Source organism: Arthrobacter sp. LjRoot78, from assembly GCF_964254335.1.
Lineage (GTDB): Bacteria > Actinomycetota > Actinomycetes > Actinomycetales > Micrococcaceae > Arthrobacter.
Map to the genome: position 1 here is coordinate 1,976,109 of NZ_CAXUTG020000001.1, position 18,189 is coordinate 1,994,297.

Here is an 18,189-nt window from a genome sequence, read left to right on the forward strand (position 1 = left end):
CCGCAGGAGAACCGCGGCGCAGCCGCATCCAGAGTGGGGAGAACCGATGAGCCTCAAAGACCAGGTGGTTCTGATAACCGGATCGAGCGGGGGAATCGGCGATGCTGCTGTCAGCGCATTCGTAGCCGCAGGCGCCCTCGTTATCGGCGCTGATCGTTCCCCCAAGGAGGACCAGGCGCTGGGGGCCTTCTATCCTCTCGACATCACCTCTGAGCAACAATGCGCAACGGTTATCCAGGACATCAAAGCCAGATTCGGCCGCATCGATGTCCTCGTCCATGCAGCAGGAGTGCTCGGGACCACGCCGGACATTATGGAGACAACCACAGAAGAGTTCGACTCCATTCTGAGGATCAATGCCTCTGCAACGTTTTCGATGGTACGAGAGACAGCGAAGTCAATGCTTGAGTCCGGCACGGCCGGCGCCATCGTGGTCTTATCCTCCGTTGCGGCCAAAGAAGCACGCCTGAACTACCTGCCTTATAACGCGAGCAAACTCGCAGTCCTACACATCATGTGGTCGTTTGCAGAATTGCTTGGGCCTCAGGGCATCTCTGTCAACGCCGTCGCACCAGGTCCGGTGAACACACCCATGTGGGCACAGTTTGCCAAAGATTCCGGCCCGGATGCGGCTGCCAACCGGGCGAAGCGGGCAGCGCAACTGCCGATGCGTCGGTTTGCCGAACCCGACGAAGTCGCACGCGCCATCCTTTTCCTGACCGATCCCGACAACCGCTATATCACCGGCGTGTCTCTCGATGTGGCCGGCGGAGCACACCTGGGAATCGGAACCTGAACCCCCTGCACGGTGCCGCGCAATCATAGAGGCCATCACGCACTTTTTTGCGGGTGGCAACCCAGCGTACACATACGCCAGGCAAACCCAGCACCGACCCCTCAAGGCTGTGTCTGAGCAACCCCAGCGAAGTCAAAGTCTGAATCTACGAGGAGAAAAAGATATGTCCCTTCTTTTGGTCCAGTTCAAGCCCCTCGGGAATGTTTAGGTGAGAGAAATGAAAACTGCGATTCGACATCATCACACTGCCCTGCACGTAACGGACATGGAGCGCAGCGCCCGGTTCTACGTGGAAGGACTTGGCCTTACCCGCTTGAAAGCGTGGACATCGGGCCCATACGTCGGCGAACTCTACGGCCGTCCCAACGTCAAGGTCAAAGCACTAATGCTCACAACGGGCGACGGGACCTTCAACCTGGAACTGGTCCAGGTTGAGGATCCGCCACCCGCCGTTAACCCATCAGAGGCGCAGCCAGGGACTGCACATCTTGCTTTCACCGATATTGACGTGCGCATGGTTTACGCCAGGATGACAGCGCTCGGGTATAGGGCTTTGTCCGAACCGGTCGCTCCGACTTCGGGCCCAGTTTCGGGAGGCCTGCTGGTATACCTGCTCGATCCGGACGGAAATCGCGTGGAGCTCATTCAGGCGCCAGACTGGCGGCCAAGCGACGACTCATGAGCCACCCGCACCCCGGAAAACATGCTCGGAATGCTTAAACGCCAGGTGACCATATCGGGCAAAGTGGGGGAATATCGCATGGAAGTAGGAGCACGGCTTCACGATTCCAGCTGGCAGGGCCGCCACTCATCGACCGAGCCCTGAGTCTCCTCGATAGCAGTGACCTCTCCGCCGAGAAAGCCGATCCTTTGCAAAAAGTCTGTGGCAAGGACGTGCTGCGCCACCTGATGTTTGGCTTGAGTAGGGAAAAGGCATCCCCCTTATCTTGTCATCCCAACGGTGCCGGACCTTCAGCGCCCGGGACGGCAAGGAGCATCAAACCCTGTCCTTTAGAGAAAGTTCTGTACGGGCGTTGATTGCAGCCTGGTCCTCGAGCTTAACGCTGTGCCCGCCGTCAAAAGAGGGCGAAGTAGTGTCCCTGTTCGGGTTCAGCTTGTGGTGGGCGAGCAGGCTGCGCATGTGTTCTGCCCGCAGGCCGTCTGGTTCCTGATCCAGTGCTTCGTGGCTGAGGGGGTCTCGCCGGCGCCGAGTCGCGAGGTCGTCGCCAAGCACACCCCGGAATGGTCTTGGCGGGCGCGCTGTCAGGCTCGGCGCAAGGTGTTGGCTACCCCTTGAATCCCTGGGGCCACTGCTATTCGGCCTGCGGCACCACCCGGGTGGTAGTTGGATACGATCGTTTTGGAGGCTGGGGATCTGGTTGCTCGTGCTGACCACAGGAGCAGCCATGATAAGCCGTCCTGTATGCTCGAGGGCCCAGATAATTTCGGGGTTGAAATGACTGATGCAGGTTGTCAGAATTTCCCCAATATCGTTGCCGGCCTGGCGGAGCGGGAGCCAGTTCAACAACATCATCGACGTTCCCGGCTTTGAATCCGGCCGTCGTGAGGGACTTTGCAATGGCCGGTCCGCCAGCCAAGGCAACGAGACACCCCTTGTTTCCGCAAATACAAGGAACATCTGCGCCGCGTGGAATGGGGATATGTCCAACGGCGCCAGCAGTGCCCTTCATTCCGCGAAGCAACGTGCCACGGCCAATCAGCCCCGCGCCGATGCCAGTGGAAGCGTCAACAGCTGTCATGTCCGTCGCGGCAGGGCCTCAACAGGTGTTCGCCGTCCCCCAAGAGGGGAGCCGACGCTGGCTTCGTGGCAGAATTCGAGCTCATACCGGCGCCAGGTCTCCAGACGGTCCGGAGACGCCGTCTTAAGGGCCGTCGTAGCCCCATCCCAAGGCGAGCTTGCCGTCCTCGTCGAGGGGAAGATGGGCCCACTGACCGGTGGGCATGGCGTTCGGGCGGTGCATTGGTCAGGCTCCTTCGCTGGCATTGGTGTTGGTGCTGAACGAGATTCCATGGAGGGACAGGCGGTGGGGCCTGGCTCGTCTACACGTTGAGCTCTTGCCCGTGAGTTCCAGCGCATTCGGCCCCCGCAGATACTTATGACGCGGGCTGAGGGGCTTGTCAGAGTTTAGGGATTGCAGTTCCGATGAGTTGGTCGCGAAAGGGCACGCCACATGACCGCTTGGAAGCGGCCATGCGGCGTGCTTTTCTAGGCTGGGTCTGGGCAGCAGAACTCTTGCTTCAGTTATCCCTTGACACCACCGGATGTCATGCCGGCAACAAACCAGCGCTGGAAGGCCAGGAAGATTGAGAGAACGGGGATGAAAGCAACGACGATGAATGCAGCGAAGAGTCCCCAGAAGCTACCGAAGCCAGTGGTTATATACCGCACGATGCCGTTCTGGACGGTCTTCATGTCTTCTGTGGTGGCGAGGACGGTGCCTACAAGGAAGTCGTTCCAAACGAATACGAAGATGAAGATAGCTACAGCAGCGATACCGGGACGGATGAGCGGGAGGATGATTCGCCACAAGATCTGTATCCGGGAGCAGCCATCGATTGCGGCCGCTTCCTCAATCTCGACGGGTATGTTCTCGATGAAGTTGCGAAGAAACAGAATGGTCTGTCCACAAATGATGGCCGTGTAGACGACGATCAGCATCGGGTACGTGTTGATTAAGGCGGTTTTGACGAACATGGAGTACAGCGCGATAAAGACCACGATTGCCGGGACCATCGATAGCACCAGGATCCCGGTCATAAGAGTTTCCATGCGGCGGCTTCGGTACCTGGTGGCAACATATGCTGCAGGAATGGAAATCGCCAACGCGAGGGCGATAGATCCGCCAGCGTAGATGAGGGAGTTAACAAAAAACCGGATGTTCGTTGAAGTCAGCAGGCCTGCATAGCCCTCGAATGAGATCGGGTCCGGAATCCATCTCGGCGGGAATTCAAGGGTATCCGAGGCCGTTTTCAGCGAGGTGGATACGATCCATGCGACAGGCGGTAGAACGATCGCAGCTGAGAGGGTGACGTATGCCCAGGCCGGAACCGCCCGAAGGGCCGCGCCGACGCGGCCTTGGCGACGTGAAGTTGTGGTGCTCACAGGCTTTCCTTCCGTCGGAAGCGAATCGCGACAAGAGTGAGGACAATGTTTACGGCAAAAAGGAGGATGGCCGTTGCTGATGCCCCGGAGAGATCGAACTTGTCGAACATCTGGTTGTAGACCCGCATTGACAGCGTCTCGGTCGATCCGATGGGACCGCCTCGTGTCGTCACCAGGATGATGGTGACCATCTGTACATAGAGCATGAGTAGAACGATCACGACGGAGACGATGGTGTTGCGCAGGTGAGGCAACGTGATGTTCACAAATGCATGCCGGATCCCCCCGCCGTCCACTTTGAGGCTTTCGTACAATTCCCCTGGAATGGTTTGAAGGGCGCCGAGAAAGAGAAGCATGGCTTGCGGGTAGGACCACCACGCCGTCATCAGAGTCACGGCAACGAGCGCACTGTTCGGGGACGAGAAGACATCAGTAGGACCGAACCCAAGGGATTTAGTGATAGCTGAGGCGGGCCCGTAATTGGGGTTGAGAAACCACAGCCAGATTGTTCCTGCTGTGGCCTGGGACATGAGCCACGGCAACAGGAAGAGGCTGCGGACGGAGCGCTTGAATCGGTGCAGGTTGTTCAGCACAATCGCAGACAAGAGCCCCGCGGGCAATGCAATGACCAGCGCCCCGAGCGAAAATACAAGGGTTGTCCAGATGCGACCGGGAAGATCGGAGTCTGAGAACAGCTTGGTAAAAGAGTTAAGACCGGAGAATTTTCCGATCTGGTAATACGAAGTCTCATGAAGCGCCGTCCATGCCGTGTAGATGAGTGGTCCAACAAAGACAAAGAGGAACACGGCAGTGACGGGGACGACGTACAACCAGACCATGCGGTCCTTACGAGCCCGGCGGGAAGCCTGGATGCCTGTGGGCGGGGTGGCCGTCTGAGATGAAGTGCGGGTCGGGCTGTTTGTTGACATTATCTCTCCCTTCCGAGGGGAGCCTGATTCGTCAGGCTCCCGACGGACGTTGGGGGCTATTTCTTGTTGGCCGCATCCTGGGCGGAACGGATAAATTCGCTGCCCGATGTACCGTTGAGGGTCAGTTTCTGTCCGGATTGGGAGAGCCCGGTGGCCAGCGAGGTCCAGCTATTGGAGTACGTGCGGGGTTTGCTGTTGCTCTTGACGTAGGCGGCGATGTCGTTCACCGTTTTCGCTTCGGGCGTGGAGAAGAATGGCTGCTCATAAGTGGCAGCGCGTGTGGGGACCTCACCGCCGGTGGCCATCTTTGCCCCGGCTTCGGGACCGGTCATGTACTCGATGAATTTCCAGGCCGCCTCTGTGTGCTTGCTTCCCGAGCCTATTCCCAAAGTCCACCCGATGGTGGTGCCGGTGGTGTCGCCAGTGGATGCCTTTGGCAGGGAGGTCCACTTGAGGTCCGGGTTCTGCGAGCCGAAGGAAACGGCCCGTTCCGTGCCGAGGACTGCCATTGCGACAGTGCCGCTGGCCATGCCGTCTGCTACGGTGCCGTACGTATCGGAAACGACATTGCTACCCAGAGCCTTTGCGTCCCGGAGCTTGGTGAGGAAGTTGCCAAACTCCTCGCCCTTCTTTGTCGCAAAATCTGCTTGTCCGTCCCCAGTCCATATTTCCTGATCAACCTGCGTCATGAAGCAGTTGAAGAAAGTGCTGATGATGGCTGAGTTATCGGTGTCCGAGAACCCGGTTCCGAACCCGGTGAACCCAGCTGCGGCAGCTTTTCGTGCAACGTCGACGACTTCCTCGTAGGTGGTTGGAGTGGCCGCACCGATCTGAGAAAGAATCTTTTGGTTGTAGTAGAGGGCGCAGGTCCGGTATTCATAAGGCACTGCGACCTGCTTGCCGTCAGGACCGGCAAGAGTGTCGGTGGGGCGAAGCCAGTCCTTGACTTTGGACGAAGCATCAGGCAGCGGCGAGTAGACGCCGGCGCCTGCCATTTGGGGGACGAGCGGGGTGAACATCTTGAATACATCCGGCGCCTGACCGGCCGCTGCTGACTGCGGCAGCCTGTTCAGCATGTCGCCCAATGAAACAACGGAGAGGTTGATCTTGATGTCCGGATTTGCCGCCTCGAAATTGGCGATATTTTCCTTCAGGGCTTTTGAGCGCGGATTAGCCTGGCTGGGATCGAGGAAGTCCCAGTAATTGAGCGTCACCGGCCCCCCAGATTCCGGAGTTGAGGGGGAGCAGCCGCTGAGAGCAAGGCTGGCTACGACTGCTGTGACGAGTGCCAAGCCCCATCGCTTCTTTATCATGAATCTCTCCTGTGTACTGGGTTGCTGATGCGGGAGCATGCCGTATTCAAAACGACGCCTGTTGAATGTGGGGCTACCGAAGGTCCGGGGATGAGCGAGTTGATCATCGAGTCTCTCCTTTGAGATCGGTTGCATTGACGAGCAGTGAGATCGGTTGCTGAGATCGGTTGCAATAAACATAGGGCTGCAGGGAGGCCCTGTCAAGGATTCTTTTAGTGCGGAACTTGGGGGTCCGGAGTTCTCGATCGTCTCGAATATTTTGTCTGTGGTCTGCTGCGATCGGGCTCTATCCGTTTCTTGCCACACCCAGTGCGCCTACACGCGTTCCGTGGCGGACCACATGTTCCGCAACTATGATGGCGTCCTCAAGGTCGAGGGCGAAGTTGGCAATAAGAAGACCTACGGCCCCCGCGTCTGGGGCGCCGTGGCGGAGGCCGGGCTCGCTGGCCGGATCGTTGACGCAGCTCAGCAGCTTGGTTCCGTGGGCAGGACCTTCTAGGCGGCAGCTAAGATGCCGCAGGCGAACTGGTATTCGGGTTTTCAGCTGGAAGTAGCCGGGTCTGGGCCCACAGCTTAGTCTCTTACATCTTCGGCGAGGATACGTATCGGATGCGTGGGCATGCCTTCACGAGGGCGTGCCGGCTTCCCGAGTCGGGGTGCGGATCTAGGAAATCCCTGTAGTTACGTGCGTCCTACTGGCTGTTTGTTGCCTATGGAGAGTTCCAAGAAAGGGGTTAAGGTCGGCCGCGCTGGGACTGTGCTGACGGGAGAGGACGAAGCGGGCATGTGCTCTGGCTATGACCGGTGAACCCATCCGGCGCCGCCGCACACATAGACCTCACCCTAGCGAAGGATGAGGCGCCCCCGAATGAACGACAACGCAGTGCCGATACTGCTCGGCACTTTCCGGCAGGCCGAGTACTGGGTGGACCGCAATGGTACCAGACACGCCCTGGTCGACATGAGACGTGACTAGCTGGAGAACGTGCTCTGGTTTCCCGCGGGCCCGACCCGAAAAATTCTTCGAAGCCGCGTTCCTGGAAGAAAACAACCGGCTGTTCCGGGCTGGCTTCGACCCTCTCGTGGATTTCCAAGGACCAGTCCTCGTTCTGGATTCAACGACGCCTTGGAATGGTCCCCGAAAGGAACAGACTTGGGCGTCCACACTGCCGAACACCTTGCCTTAGTTGCGGATCAACTCAATCGCCGGCCACATGAAGTCTTGGGCCGGGAGAGTTTCCCTGGCCGGCAACCAGTACCGGGCGGCACTGACCGGCAGCCGGTGGCCGTGCGAGGTCCCCCTGGAAGGCTTGGGAATCGGGCGGCAGCTGGGCTGGCGGACCAGGAAACTCACCAATGACAGGCAGATAGGATCAATGCCGTGACCACGGACGAAGAGCACTTCCGGCTGATAGTGAACCGCCCCTACTACTACGGGTATCCGATGACGGGTAAAACCCTGTACGCATACACCAAGGAGGAATGGGGCATCGGGGCCAGTTCAGGCGGCGGGGATCATAAACTGATCCGGTCCTTCTACTTCAGCCTTCTGGCAGCTGTCTTCATTTTTCTCCCGGCCACCCTGGCGTGCCTGATCTTCGGAGTCCTGGTGTTGTTCAAGATGCCGCTCCTGACGCTGGTCATGCTGTTCTTCGGCGCCCTCTTCGGCATCGGCGTCCTCCAGGGCTACTTCAACGTCAAAGAAGAGTGGCAGGGACGGACGGCCCGGAAGCTCACTGGCCTGCCGAAGCCCTGTTGGCGGGCGGCCGACGACCACGCCTACGAATGGTTTCTGGCCCACCCCGACAACCGCATCCAGATGACGCTGGAATACTTCCCGAATTCGGTTCAACTTCGAAAGGAAGCGGGCCTTCTCGACCGCGGGGAGTGATCCGGCGGAGACTACAGGCCTCATAGAAGACCAGGACGGCGGCCACAGCCGCGCCAGCGCTCACGGCGGCACCTACGACGAGGCCAAAGTTTGTCGCCGTGGTGAGCGCCATTTTCAGGGCTCGAACGGAGCCGTGCCCTTGCCACCTGCCGACGACGAGAAGATAGTGGAGGAATTGACCACTCCGGCAGGAGGACCGCATTGCTGCTGGACAACGGTGCAGAGCCAACCGGCCTGTTACGTGGCCGAACGGCCTTGGTCTACGGCGCCGGCGGCCCGATCGGCGGTGCAGTGACATCGCTGGGCTCCGCCGAGCTCGGACGGAAGCCGAGGGGACGCCGACGGTTAAGGTAGTCGTTTGCCAGACACCTGGCTCTCTTTCCTGCCGATGCTGCTTACCGTCGAGGGGGTGCTCTGGTCAGGCGGTGGACGTGATCGGCGTGTCCGTTATTCAGCCGATCCATTTCCGGCCGCTCTAGGGCCACGGTTCCGGGTGGAAGTCGACTTGCCAGACCCTGCCGGCGGCCTCGGCCGCAGTCAGTTGTGCAGAAACCACGCGGTCAGCCTGCGGCCGCGAACGCGTGCGCGGCGGCCAGGACCTGCGGGCAGGCGTCGTCCAGCTTGCCTCGGCGGAGCCGGTGCATCACGTCGGCGGAGGGTTTCCGTTCCCCGTCCGCCCATTGCCGGACGGCCCGGGTTTCCTTCACGGCCCCGATGTACGCGACGAGTTTTGCTCCCAGCAGGTATTCCAGAGCCCGGACCAGCACGTCGTCGGGCAGCCGGATGGAATGGCGTTCTGGCACCGGTAACTGGCGGCCGCCATGTGCGTAGTCGGACCATGTTGGAAGAATCATGGCGCTGGACCTGATGCGAGCTGACAGACTGTGGACATGGCCAGGGGAACTCTTCGCATATTTCTGGGTGCGGCGCCAGGGGCGGGCGTGACCTTTGCGATGTTGCAGGAGGCCCACCAGATGGTGACCAGCGGCAGGGATGTTGCTGTGGGCATCGCTTTGGACCATGGCCGGGTGCAGACACGGGAGCTGCTGAGGTACCTTGAGGCGGTGGCCCCGATGTCGGAGGAACACAATGGTTTTGACCGGCCGGAGATGGACGTCGACGCCGTGTTGGCCCGGCATCCCGAGGTTGCTGTCGTTGATGAGTTTGCCCACGCTAATGCTTCCGGATGCAGGAATCGTTACCGGTGGCAGGACATCGAGGAGCTGCTCAGCGCGGGCATTGATGTGCTCTCCACCATCAGTATCCAGAACCTGGCATCTCTGGAAGACGTCGTATCCGGCATCACTCAGGTGACGCAAAAGGAAACGGTGCCCGATGAGATCGTTCGCGGGGCAGACCACATCGAGCTCGTGGATATTTCTCCGGAACTACTGCGTCAGCGGATCGCGGATGGGAACATTTATCCCCGAGGCGCGGTTGACGCCGCCCTGGCTAATGAATTTCGGCTTGGCAACCTCATCGCGTTCCGCGAGATGGCACTGATCTGGCTCGCGGACAGTGTGGATGAGGGGCTCGCGAAATACCGGGCCAGCCATGGCATCACAGAGAACTGGCCGGCCAGGGAACGCATCGTCGTCGGTGTCGCGGGAAATCCTGGGGACGATGCGATCATCCGGCGCGCATCGAGGATTCTTTCGAGGGTCAATGGCGGTGACTTTCTGGCCGTTCATGTGCGCCCTTCGGCCGGCCGGCCCAAGGAATCGCTGTCAGCCCTGGCAGAGCAGCGCCAACTCGTGACAGGCCTCGGTGGCAGCTTCCATACCATCTCCGGCGAGGACGAAGCAGCCGCTTTGTTGGAGTTTGCCCACAGTGTCAACGCAACCCAGCTCGTCATTGGGATCTCTCGGAGCCGGTTTCCCAACCGTCTGCTTGGCAGGGACGTTCCCTCCAAAGTAGTTCGGGGTTCCGGAGACATTGACGTCCACATGGTTTCCCACCCTTCAGCCGCTGGCGGACTGCCGAGGGCAAACCCGTGGGGGCTGGGCAGGGCCAGGACAACAGCCGGTCTTATCCTTGCGGTGCTCATCCCGGCCCTCGCCACATCCGTTCTGTCATTGACTCCGGAACTGAACTTGGCCACCCATGTTCTGGTGCACCTCACCGGAGTAATGGCGGTGGCGTTTATCGGAGGTCTCTGGCCGGCCGTGCTGGCAGCGCTCCTCGATTCATTGCTGCTCAATTACTTCGAGACGGACCCGGTCGGAACATTGCGCATCAATGACCCGCAGAATCTCTTCGCGCTCCTGGTGTTCCTGGGCGCGGCCATCACGGTGGCCCTGCTGGTAGGACTTTCGGCGAAGCGAACGCAAGAGGCTGCCCGAGCCCGGGCTGAGGCGGCAACCCTGGCGGATTTGGCCAGGGACGCACTCATCGAAGATGACACCATAGCGGCGTTTCTGGACAAAGTCCGTGAGACCTTCCATGCCGGCTCGGCGGGGCTATTCACCAGGGAGGACACTGGCAGCGAGTGGGAACTGCGGGCACATGCAGGAGAGGTCCCGCCTGCGCTGCCGGGCGCGGAGGAACCCGGCAACGGCGCTTATGCACTGGCGGATCAGCAGACAGCCCTGGCGGTCTCCGGCAAAACCCTCACCGCCGGGGACCGGCGCCTGCTGACAGCGCACGCGGCCCACCTGCTCCTGCTTAGGCAGCGACATGCACTTCAGCTCAGGCTGAAAGACACCACGCGGATGGCTGAGGGCAACAGTATCCGGACATCCATCCTGCGCGCCGTCAGCCATGACCTCCGGACACCGTTGGCAGGTATCAAGCTTGCGGTCACTTCGCTGCAGCGCCAAAAAAGACGGCTTCCGGAAGAGATCCAGGATGAAATGCTGGACACCATTGATTCCTACACCGACCGCCTTGATTCCCTGATCGGCAATCTCTTGGACATGTCCCGAATATCGAGCGGATCCGCTGCTCCGCTCACATCCCCGGTGACCTGGCGCGACGCCATCGAAGACGCCCTGCGAGGACTCCCTCAAGGAAATATACGCGTCGACCTGGCCCCCAACATGCCCCCCATCGACGCAGACCTTGGCATGCTGGAACGCGTCATCGCCAACATCGTTGAGAACGCCCTGAAATATGCAGCCGGTTCCGATATCGTCATCGTCGGCCCATCCACCGGATCGGGGGCCTCCACCATCAACGGTCGCCCTTGCGGCGAACTCCGGATTGTGGACCATGGCCAGGGTGTGCCTGCAGAGGACGTGGTCGCCATGTTTGAGCCGTTCCAACGGCTGGATGACGCGCCGGAAGGACTCGGTATAGGACTGGGACTTGCCGTTGCCAAGGGGTTCACCGAAGCGATGTGCGGACAGCTGACGGCGGAGGCGACGCCGGGAGGGGGGCTGACGGTCGTGATCCGGTTGCCCCTTTCCACCGGCCCTCAGCTCACCCGCACCGAACCGCATGGCAAGGGAAGCGGCACGCCATGAGGACTGTACTTGTCGTGGATGATGAGGCCCAACTCCTGCGCGCGTTGCAGGTGAACCTCCAGCTTGAGGGCTACCAGGTACTCACTGCGCTGGACGGGACAACGGCGCTCCTGCACGCCGAAAAAAACCACCCGGATCTGATCGTCCTGGACCTGGGTTTGCCGGATATCAACGGAGTGGACGTCATAACCAGGATCCGCCGTTCTAGCACCACACCGATCATTGTCCTCTCGGCCCGGCACGGGTCCGTGGACAAAGTCCGGGCCCTCGACGCCGGAGCGGACGACTATGTCACCAAACCCTTTGGGCTGGACGAACTCCTCGCACGGTTGCGGGTCGCAGAACGCCGCCTGGGCACATCTGACGCGGAGGAACGGACCGTTGACGTCGGGGACTTCGCAGTGGACCTCGCAAACCGCAAGGTGATTCGCGGCGGAGTAACAGTACGGCTCACCCCGAGGGAGTGGGCCATCCTGGAGCTGCTGGTTCGTAACCCCGGACGGCTCATCACGCAGCAACAAATGCTGGCCAAGGTCTGGGGCCCTGGTTACGAGGGTGAGACCCACTATCTGCGCGTCTACATGGGACAGCTGCGGCGAAAACTCGAAGCCCAGCCAGCTCGGCCCAGTCACCTGCTCACCGAAGCCGGAATGGGCTACCGCTTCGAACCATAACGCCGCTGCAAGATACCTGGATCGCCGCCCGGCCGCTCCGGGCAAAGGTAACGACGGCGGTGTAAATGATTCGTCAATAAATGCACTTTCTGCGATTCGGTGCTCTTCGCCGGTGTTAGCTTCGGCATTATCGGCGGTGCGGTGCGGTGCGCCGCGCGGAAAGGAATCCATGACCACGTTGAGCAGGCCCCCGGCTGATCCATCGGCCCTCAAACCCGCCGGCAAGCAGGCCCTGAAGAACTGGTTGCTGTTCGGACTCCAGGACAGCAAGGGCACCCACCTTGGCCCTGGCGGCATCACCACTGCCCACGAGAAGAAGCACCCCTGGTGGCAGGTCATGTGCCTGACCGGCGTCGACTACTTCTCCACTCTGGGCTACCAGCCGGCCATCGCTGCCTTTGCCGCAGGCGTGATTTCACCGCTGGCAACAATGGTCCTCGTCGCCGTCACCCTGCTCGGCGCACTGCCGGTCTACCGCCGAGTCGCGGGGGAAAGCCACCGCGGCGAAGGTTCCATCGCCATGCTTGAACGGCTCCTTCCCCGCTGGGGCGGCAAACTCTTCGTCCTGATGCTGCTCGGATTCGCTGCAACCGACTTCATGATCACCATGACTCTTTCTGCCGCGGACGCCAGCGCACACCTAATTCAAAACCCCGTCGCCCCCGGATGGCTGCAGGGCCAGAACATCCTGGTCACCCTCTTCCTGTTGGCACTGCTGGCGGCGGTCTTCCTACGCGGCTTCAAGGAAGCCATCGGGGTTGCCGTCACGCTCGTCGTCCTCTACCTGGGCCTCAACGCCGTAGTTGTCGCCGCTACCCTCATAGAGGTGTTCAACCACCCGTTTGCCATGGGTAATTGGTGGACGATCCTATGGACCTCGCACGGGGACCCGTTCATGGTCGTGGGAATCGCCCTGCTCGTCTTCCCTAAACTTGCCCTCGGCCTGTCCGGCTTCGAAACAGGAGTAGCCGTCATGCCGCAGGTCAGCGGTGACGAAACCGACACCGAGGAAAACCCTGCGGGCCGTATCCGTGGCACCCGCCGCATGCTGACCACCGCTGCCGTGATAATGAGCTGCTTCCTGGTCACCACCAGCTTCATCACAGTCGTCCTGATACCCGAGCAGGCATTCCAGCCCGGCGGACAGGCCAACGGCCGTGCCCTGGCCTTCCTGGCACACGAATACCTCGGCGTCGGATTCGGCAGCATCTACGACATCAGCACCATCGCCATCCTGTGGTTCGCCGGCGCCTCAGCGATGGCTGGACTACTGAACCTGGTCCCGCGCTACCTGCCCCGATACGGCATGGCACCGGAATGGGCCAAAGCCGTCCGCCCCCTGGTACTGGTGTTCACCCTGATCGGTTTCCTCATCACTTACCTCTTCGAGGCCGACGTCGACGCCCAAGGGGGCGCATACGCCACCGGCGTCCTGGTCCTGATGACCTCAGCAGCAATCGCCGTGACCCTATCGGCCCGCCGCCGCAACCAGCGCAAACGCACCATCGGCTTCGGCGCCATCTCGGTGGTTTTCACCTACACCACCATCGCCAACATCTTTGAACGCCCCGAAGGCATCAGGATCGCCGGGATCTTCATCCTGGGCATCATCGTGATCTCCCTGCTCTCCCGCGTCCGCCGTTCCTTCGAACTGCACGCAACCCACGTCCACCTGGACCGGCAGGCCCTGGAATTCATGTCCGACACCCTCGAAGGGCCTATCGCGATCATCGCCCACGAACCACTCCGGCTCAGCGCCGACGCCTACCGGGAGAAGCTCACCTCTGCCATTGAGGTCAGCCACCTGCCCTTGGAAAACGAAGCCCTGTTCCTTGAAGTGATCGTCGATGACTCCTCGGACTTCGAAACGGAACTGCAGGTGCACGGAGTGATCCGGCACGGCTACCGGATTCTGGAAGTGCACGGGCCCGTCGTCCCGAACACCATCGCTTCGGTGCTACTCCACATCCGCGATGCCACCGGGCTCATGCCACACATCTACTTCCGTTGGACGGAAGGGAACCCGGTCACCAACCTCCTGCGGTTCCTGTTCCTTGGCGAAGGCGAAATCGCTCCCGTTACGAGAGAAGTGCTCCGGGAAGCAGTACCCGATGTCACCCAACGCCCCTGGGTCCATGTTGGCTAACGACGAGCGTTGGCGTGAGGGCGGATTGGGGGAGCGCCGACCATCCGGGCTGAGGTTCGCCGCAGCTGCCGAGAGCGTCGAAGGCTACGGTGGCCGCGGCGTGGACGGCATCGCCTACCGGCCACCGGGCGACTACCTCTTCAAGGACAAGTCTGGCGGGACCTGGTGGATCATTTTCCACCCATTTCCGACCGATGACGCCCACACCTCCCGCCACCGCGGAGACGTCTTGGCATGCAGCGAATCCCACGAGGAATTAATTCACGTTCGAGTGCTCGCTGCCAACGTCAGCCGTGCAGAGGCCGATGCGGCCTTCCGGGACAACATGCCAACCAGCTATGAGGAAGTGGAAAAAGTTGCCGCACAGATCGGGGCAGGCCAGTTGCCACGTTGACAAGAATCGGTGGCAAGAAACAGACACACTTGGGGTCTCGTAATACAACAGTTTTCCACGACATCCAGGAGTTCCTTGCTCAGCAGATCCCGTAATCGGGCAGCACGCGGATCCTCAAAACTGACTTCTTGGAGATTCAAAGCCAATTCCTGAGCCGACACGAGACCTTTCTTCAGAGTAGCGTGGAATCATGCCGTCGGACCCTGGAAGAAGGAGTCGACGGCGGCCGAAGCGACAGCCTCCAGTATGACGTCATGGTACTGCTTTGGGCCGCTCAGTTGCGCGCACCAGCCACTTTCCGCAACCGCGGATGTGTATTCTGCCTGCAAATCAGGCAGTGGTGTTTGGTTGCCCGTCGGTCCGCCCAGAGTGGTTTGTTCCCTATGTTGACGATCGATGTGATGAACGATACAGTTCATCTCAAGTTATACGAATAACTACCAGAAAATCGATTGGCCCAAGGAGGTGCCCATGGCTGGATCACGGCCAAAGTCGGGACCGACGATGCATGATGTCGCCGCCGCTGCCGGCGTCTCGCAGGCCACGGTGTCCCTGGTTCTGAATTCGGCGTCCGGGTCGCGCTTTTCCGAGGAGACCCGTAAGCGGGTTCGTGACGCTGTGGATCGGCTCGGCTACCGCACCAACGCCCATGCCAAAGTTCTTCGCGACGGCGTGGCCGGCATGATCGGATTCATTGGCGACTCCGTTGCGACCTCCCCTTTTGCCGGGGCCATCATCGAGGGAGCGCAGGAACGGGCCTGGGAGGACGGGCTCCTCCTGCTGACAATGAACACCGGCGGAGACAAAGACCTTGAAGCCGCGTCCCTGGACACCATGCTCTCCTACAAGGTCGCAGGAATTGTCTACGGCGCTATGTATCACAGGCGGCTTGACGTTCCGGAAGCCCTGGCGGGCGTGCGGTCGGTGGTACTGAACTCCCAGGACCGGGCCCGCCGCCTCCCGAGCGTCGCCCCCGACGAAGTCAAGGGCGGTTATGCCGCCACGCGCCGGCTGCTTGACGCAGGGCACCGCCGGATAGGGCTGATCAACATCGAGACCTTGGAGAGCGGGCTGCCTGCTGCTGTCGGCCGTTACGAGGGCTACGCCGCAGCCCTCGAGGAGGCAGGTCTGGACGTCGATCCCGCTCTGGTCCGTTTCGGCGGAGGAGGAGAGGAAGACGGTTACCGGTACGCCATGGAGCTAATGACTGCCCCGAAGCCACCGACAGCCATATTCTGCGCGAACGACCGGACCGCTTGGGGGGCCTACCAGGCCATCTCGGACCTGCGCCTCTCGATCCCCGGCGACGTCTCGATAGTCGGATTCGATAACCAGGCCATCCTGGCGCCCCACCTGCGACCCGGTCTTACCACCCTTGAATTGCCGTTCGTCGCCATGGGCCGGCGTGCGGTTGAACTGATCCTCCAGGACGCGGAACCCGATGGCCGGGTCGAGCTGATGGACTGCCCTCTGATTGAACGGAATTCAGTGACTCATCCTAAGGAGATGCCATGAGCCGCACCATACCGGCCCGACGCGGGCGTCCGTCGGCGGCGCCGTTGCCGCTACAAAAAATTTCTCTTTCGCTCCGCCTGAAGAGAATTTCCCGGGCCTGGCAGTTATACGTATTACTAACCCCCTCCATCATCTACATACTGGTCTTCAAGTACTGGCCAATGTATGGCGTACAGATCGCGTTCAAGAACTACAACCCCGTAGACGGGTTCACCGACAGCCCCTGGGTGGGCCTGACGCACTTCATCAGGTTCGTAAACTCCTACCAGTTCGGCCAGGTCGTCGGAAACACACTCTGGATAGCGGTCCTCGGCCTTTTGCTGGCTTTTCCGGTCCCCATCATTCTGGCGTTGCTGGTCAACCAGCTCCAGAGTGAGAGGTTCAAGAAGTTCACCCAGACCGTGCTCTATTCGCCCGCTTTCATTTCCACCGTCGTGGTGGTCGGCATCATGTTCGTGGTCCTGTCCCCCCGATCCGGGCTCGTCAACAACGCAATTCAGCTGGCCGGCGGCGAGCCGATCTTCTTCATGGGCTCCGCGGAGTGGTTCCGCCCCATCTACGTGATCTCGGATGTCTGGCAAAACGCCGGATTCTCCATGATCGTGTACCTGGCAGCCCTGGCGGCCATTGACCCGGCGCTCCATGACGCGGCCAAGGTCGACGGCGCCTCCAAGCTCCAGCGCATCCGGCACATCGACCTGCCGGGCATCATGCCCGTCGTGACGATCCTGTTCATCCTGGCTATCGGCAACCTGCTGAACGTCGGTTTCGAGAAGGCGCTGCTGATGCAGACGCCTTTGAACCTCTCGACCTCGGAGATCATCCAGACCTACGTCTACCACGCGGGCCTGCAGCAGGCGCAGTTCAGCTACTCGGCCGCAATCGGCCTGTTCAACTCCCTCCTCAATCTGGCGCTGCTGCTCGTCTTCAACACGATTGCGCGCCGGGCCAACCAAGCGACCCTGTGGTGATGCCGAAATGTCTCTGACAACCAACCCCCGCACTATCGACAACCCGACCGTGAACCGCGGCCGCCACCCGCGCCCCAAGCCGACGCTCCGGGACAAGTACGGTGACCGCGTCTTCAACATCGCCGCCACTACTGTCCTGCTGCTGTCCATCCTGGCTGTGGTTTACCCGCTGTACTTCATCGTCATTGCCTCCATCAGCGACCCCAACGCTGTCTACGAGGGCAAGGTCTGGCTGTTCCCCTCCGGGGTAACCACTGAAGGCTACGAGCGGATCTTCGCCGACAGCCGGATCTGGAACGGCTTGGGCAACACCGTCGTCTACACCGTCCTCGGCACCGCCATCAGCGTCAGCACCATCCTGTGCGGAGCGTACGCGCTGTCCCGTAAGGACATGCCCGGACGCAAGATCCTGATGCTCCTTTTCGTGATCACCATGTTCTTCGACGGCGGCCTCATCACCAAATACCTGGTCGTCCGGGACCTGGGCATGCTGGACACAGTCTGGGCGGTGGTACTGCCGGGCGCCGTGGGCGTGTGGAACCTGATCATCGCCAGGTCCTTCTTTGAACACACCATCCCGAACGAACTGCGCGAAGCTGCGCAGATGGACGGGGCCACTGACTTCAAGTTCTTCTTCCAGATGGTGCTTCCCCTGTCCAAGCCACTGATCATGCTCATGATCATGGTCCACGTCGTGGCGCACTGGAACTCGTTCTTCGACGCACTGATCTTCCTGAACGATGACTCCAAATACCCGCTGCAGCTCGTGCTGCGCAACATCCTCATCCAGTCAGATGTCTCCTCCACCGGAACCACCGGCGGGGACATCGAATCCTATGCTGCCGCGCAACGCATCGCAGAGCTCACCAAGTACGCCATGATCGTCGTCTCGAGCCTGCCACTCATGATTGCCCTGCCATTCATGCAGAAGCACTTCACCAAGGGCGCCATGATCGGCGCCGTCAAATAACT

15 protein-coding genes and 1 pseudogene are annotated in these 18,189 nt (G+C 60.6%); 11 read left to right on the forward strand and 5 right to left on the reverse strand.

The window, feature by feature from the left end:
- Positions 1-46 precede the first annotated feature (46 nt).
- Positions 47-796, forward strand: a complete 750-nt coding sequence (locus ACSQ1X_RS09080) for an SDR family NAD(P)-dependent oxidoreductase (RefSeq protein ID WP_436057410.1) — start codon at positions 47-49, stop codon at positions 794-796.
- Positions 797-1,013: 217 nt separating this feature from the next.
- Positions 1,014-1,478, forward strand: a complete 465-nt coding sequence (locus ACSQ1X_RS09085; protein ID WP_436057411.1) for a VOC family protein — start codon at positions 1,014-1,016, stop codon at positions 1,476-1,478.
- 631 nt (positions 1,479-2,109) lie between these two features.
- Here the strand turns inward: ACSQ1X_RS09085 and ACSQ1X_RS09090 are convergent.
- From ACSQ1X_RS09090 to ACSQ1X_RS09105, 4 genes are all read right to left on the reverse strand, one after another.
- On the reverse strand, positions 2,110-2,556 hold the full coding sequence (locus ACSQ1X_RS09090; protein WP_436057412.1) for an ROK family protein: 447 nt from the start codon (positions 2,554-2,556) through the stop codon (positions 2,110-2,112).
- Positions 2,557-3,059: 503 nt separating this feature from the next.
- The gene (locus ACSQ1X_RS09095; RefSeq protein ID WP_436057413.1) at positions 3,060-3,920 is read right to left on the reverse strand and encodes a carbohydrate ABC transporter permease; all 861 of its coding nucleotides are present in this window, start codon (positions 3,918-3,920) and stop codon (positions 3,060-3,062) included.
- Entirely contained in the window at positions 3,917-4,849 is a 933-nt protein-coding gene (locus tag ACSQ1X_RS09100) for a carbohydrate ABC transporter permease (protein WP_436057414.1), read from the reverse strand. Before ACSQ1X_RS09100 ends, ACSQ1X_RS09095 begins: the two co-directional genes overlap by 4 nt.
- 56 nt (positions 4,850-4,905) lie before the next feature.
- A complete protein-coding gene (locus ACSQ1X_RS09105) occupies positions 4,906-6,141 on the reverse strand; it encodes an ABC transporter substrate-binding protein (RefSeq protein ID WP_436057415.1) in 1,236 nt (411 codons plus the stop codon).
- 325 nt (positions 6,142-6,466) lie between these two features.
- On the opposite strand from ACSQ1X_RS09105, the pseudogene ACSQ1X_RS09110 reads away from it, so the two are divergent.
- Both ACSQ1X_RS09110 and ACSQ1X_RS09115 read left to right on the forward strand, forming a co-directional pair.
- Positions 6,467-6,661, forward strand: a pseudogene (locus ACSQ1X_RS09110) (class II fructose-bisphosphate aldolase); the annotation flags it as partial.
- Positions 6,662-7,543: 882 nt separating this feature from the next.
- Positions 7,544-8,053, forward strand: a complete 510-nt coding sequence (locus ACSQ1X_RS09115; protein WP_436057416.1) for a hypothetical protein — start codon at positions 7,544-7,546, stop codon at positions 8,051-8,053.
- A gap of 560 nt (positions 8,054-8,613) precedes the next feature.
- On the opposite strand, the gene ACSQ1X_RS09120 is transcribed toward ACSQ1X_RS09115, so the two are convergent.
- Positions 8,614-8,907 carry a hypothetical protein gene (locus tag ACSQ1X_RS09120; RefSeq protein WP_436057417.1) on the reverse strand — a complete coding sequence of 98 codons (294 nt, stop codon included), beginning with the start codon at positions 8,905-8,907 and terminating at the stop codon, positions 8,614-8,616.
- Between the two features lie 36 nt (positions 8,908-8,943).
- Here ACSQ1X_RS09120 and ACSQ1X_RS09125 point away from each other — a divergent pair, with 36 nt between their 5' ends.
- The 7 genes from ACSQ1X_RS09125 to ACSQ1X_RS09155 all read left to right on the forward strand — a co-directional run bounded on the left by ACSQ1X_RS09125 (position 8,944) and on the right by ACSQ1X_RS09155 (position 18,187).
- Positions 8,944-11,517, forward strand: a complete 2,574-nt coding sequence (locus tag ACSQ1X_RS09125; RefSeq protein WP_436057418.1) for a DUF4118 domain-containing protein — start codon at positions 8,944-8,946, stop codon at positions 11,515-11,517.
- A complete protein-coding gene (locus tag ACSQ1X_RS09130) occupies positions 11,514-12,191 on the forward strand; it encodes a response regulator (RefSeq protein ID WP_436057419.1) in 678 nt (225 codons plus the stop codon). The genes ACSQ1X_RS09125 and ACSQ1X_RS09130 overlap by 4 nt, the downstream gene beginning before the upstream one ends.
- A gap of 169 nt (positions 12,192-12,360) precedes the next feature.
- A complete protein-coding gene (locus tag ACSQ1X_RS09135; RefSeq protein ID WP_436057420.1) occupies positions 12,361-14,337 on the forward strand; it encodes an amino acid transporter in 1,977 nt (658 codons plus the stop codon).
- Complete coding sequence (locus tag ACSQ1X_RS09140) at positions 14,303-14,731, forward strand: hypothetical protein (protein WP_436057421.1); 429 nt, start codon at positions 14,303-14,305, stop codon at positions 14,729-14,731. The genes ACSQ1X_RS09135 and ACSQ1X_RS09140 overlap by 35 nt, the downstream gene beginning before the upstream one ends.
- Before the next feature lie 471 nt (positions 14,732-15,202).
- The gene (locus tag ACSQ1X_RS09145; RefSeq protein ID WP_436057422.1) at positions 15,203-16,246 is read left to right on the forward strand and encodes a LacI family DNA-binding transcriptional regulator; all 1,044 of its coding nucleotides are present in this window, start codon (positions 15,203-15,205) and stop codon (positions 16,244-16,246) included.
- A 161-nt stretch (positions 16,247-16,407) separates the two neighbouring features.
- On the forward strand, positions 16,408-17,217 hold the full coding sequence (locus tag ACSQ1X_RS09150; protein WP_436057423.1) for an ABC transporter permease: 810 nt from the start codon (positions 16,408-16,410) through the stop codon (positions 17,215-17,217).
- 7 nt (positions 17,218-17,224) lie between these two features.
- The gene (locus tag ACSQ1X_RS09155; RefSeq protein WP_436057424.1) at positions 17,225-18,187 is read left to right on the forward strand and encodes a carbohydrate ABC transporter permease; all 963 of its coding nucleotides are present in this window, start codon (positions 17,225-17,227) and stop codon (positions 18,185-18,187) included.
- Positions 18,188-18,189 lie beyond the last annotated feature (2 nt).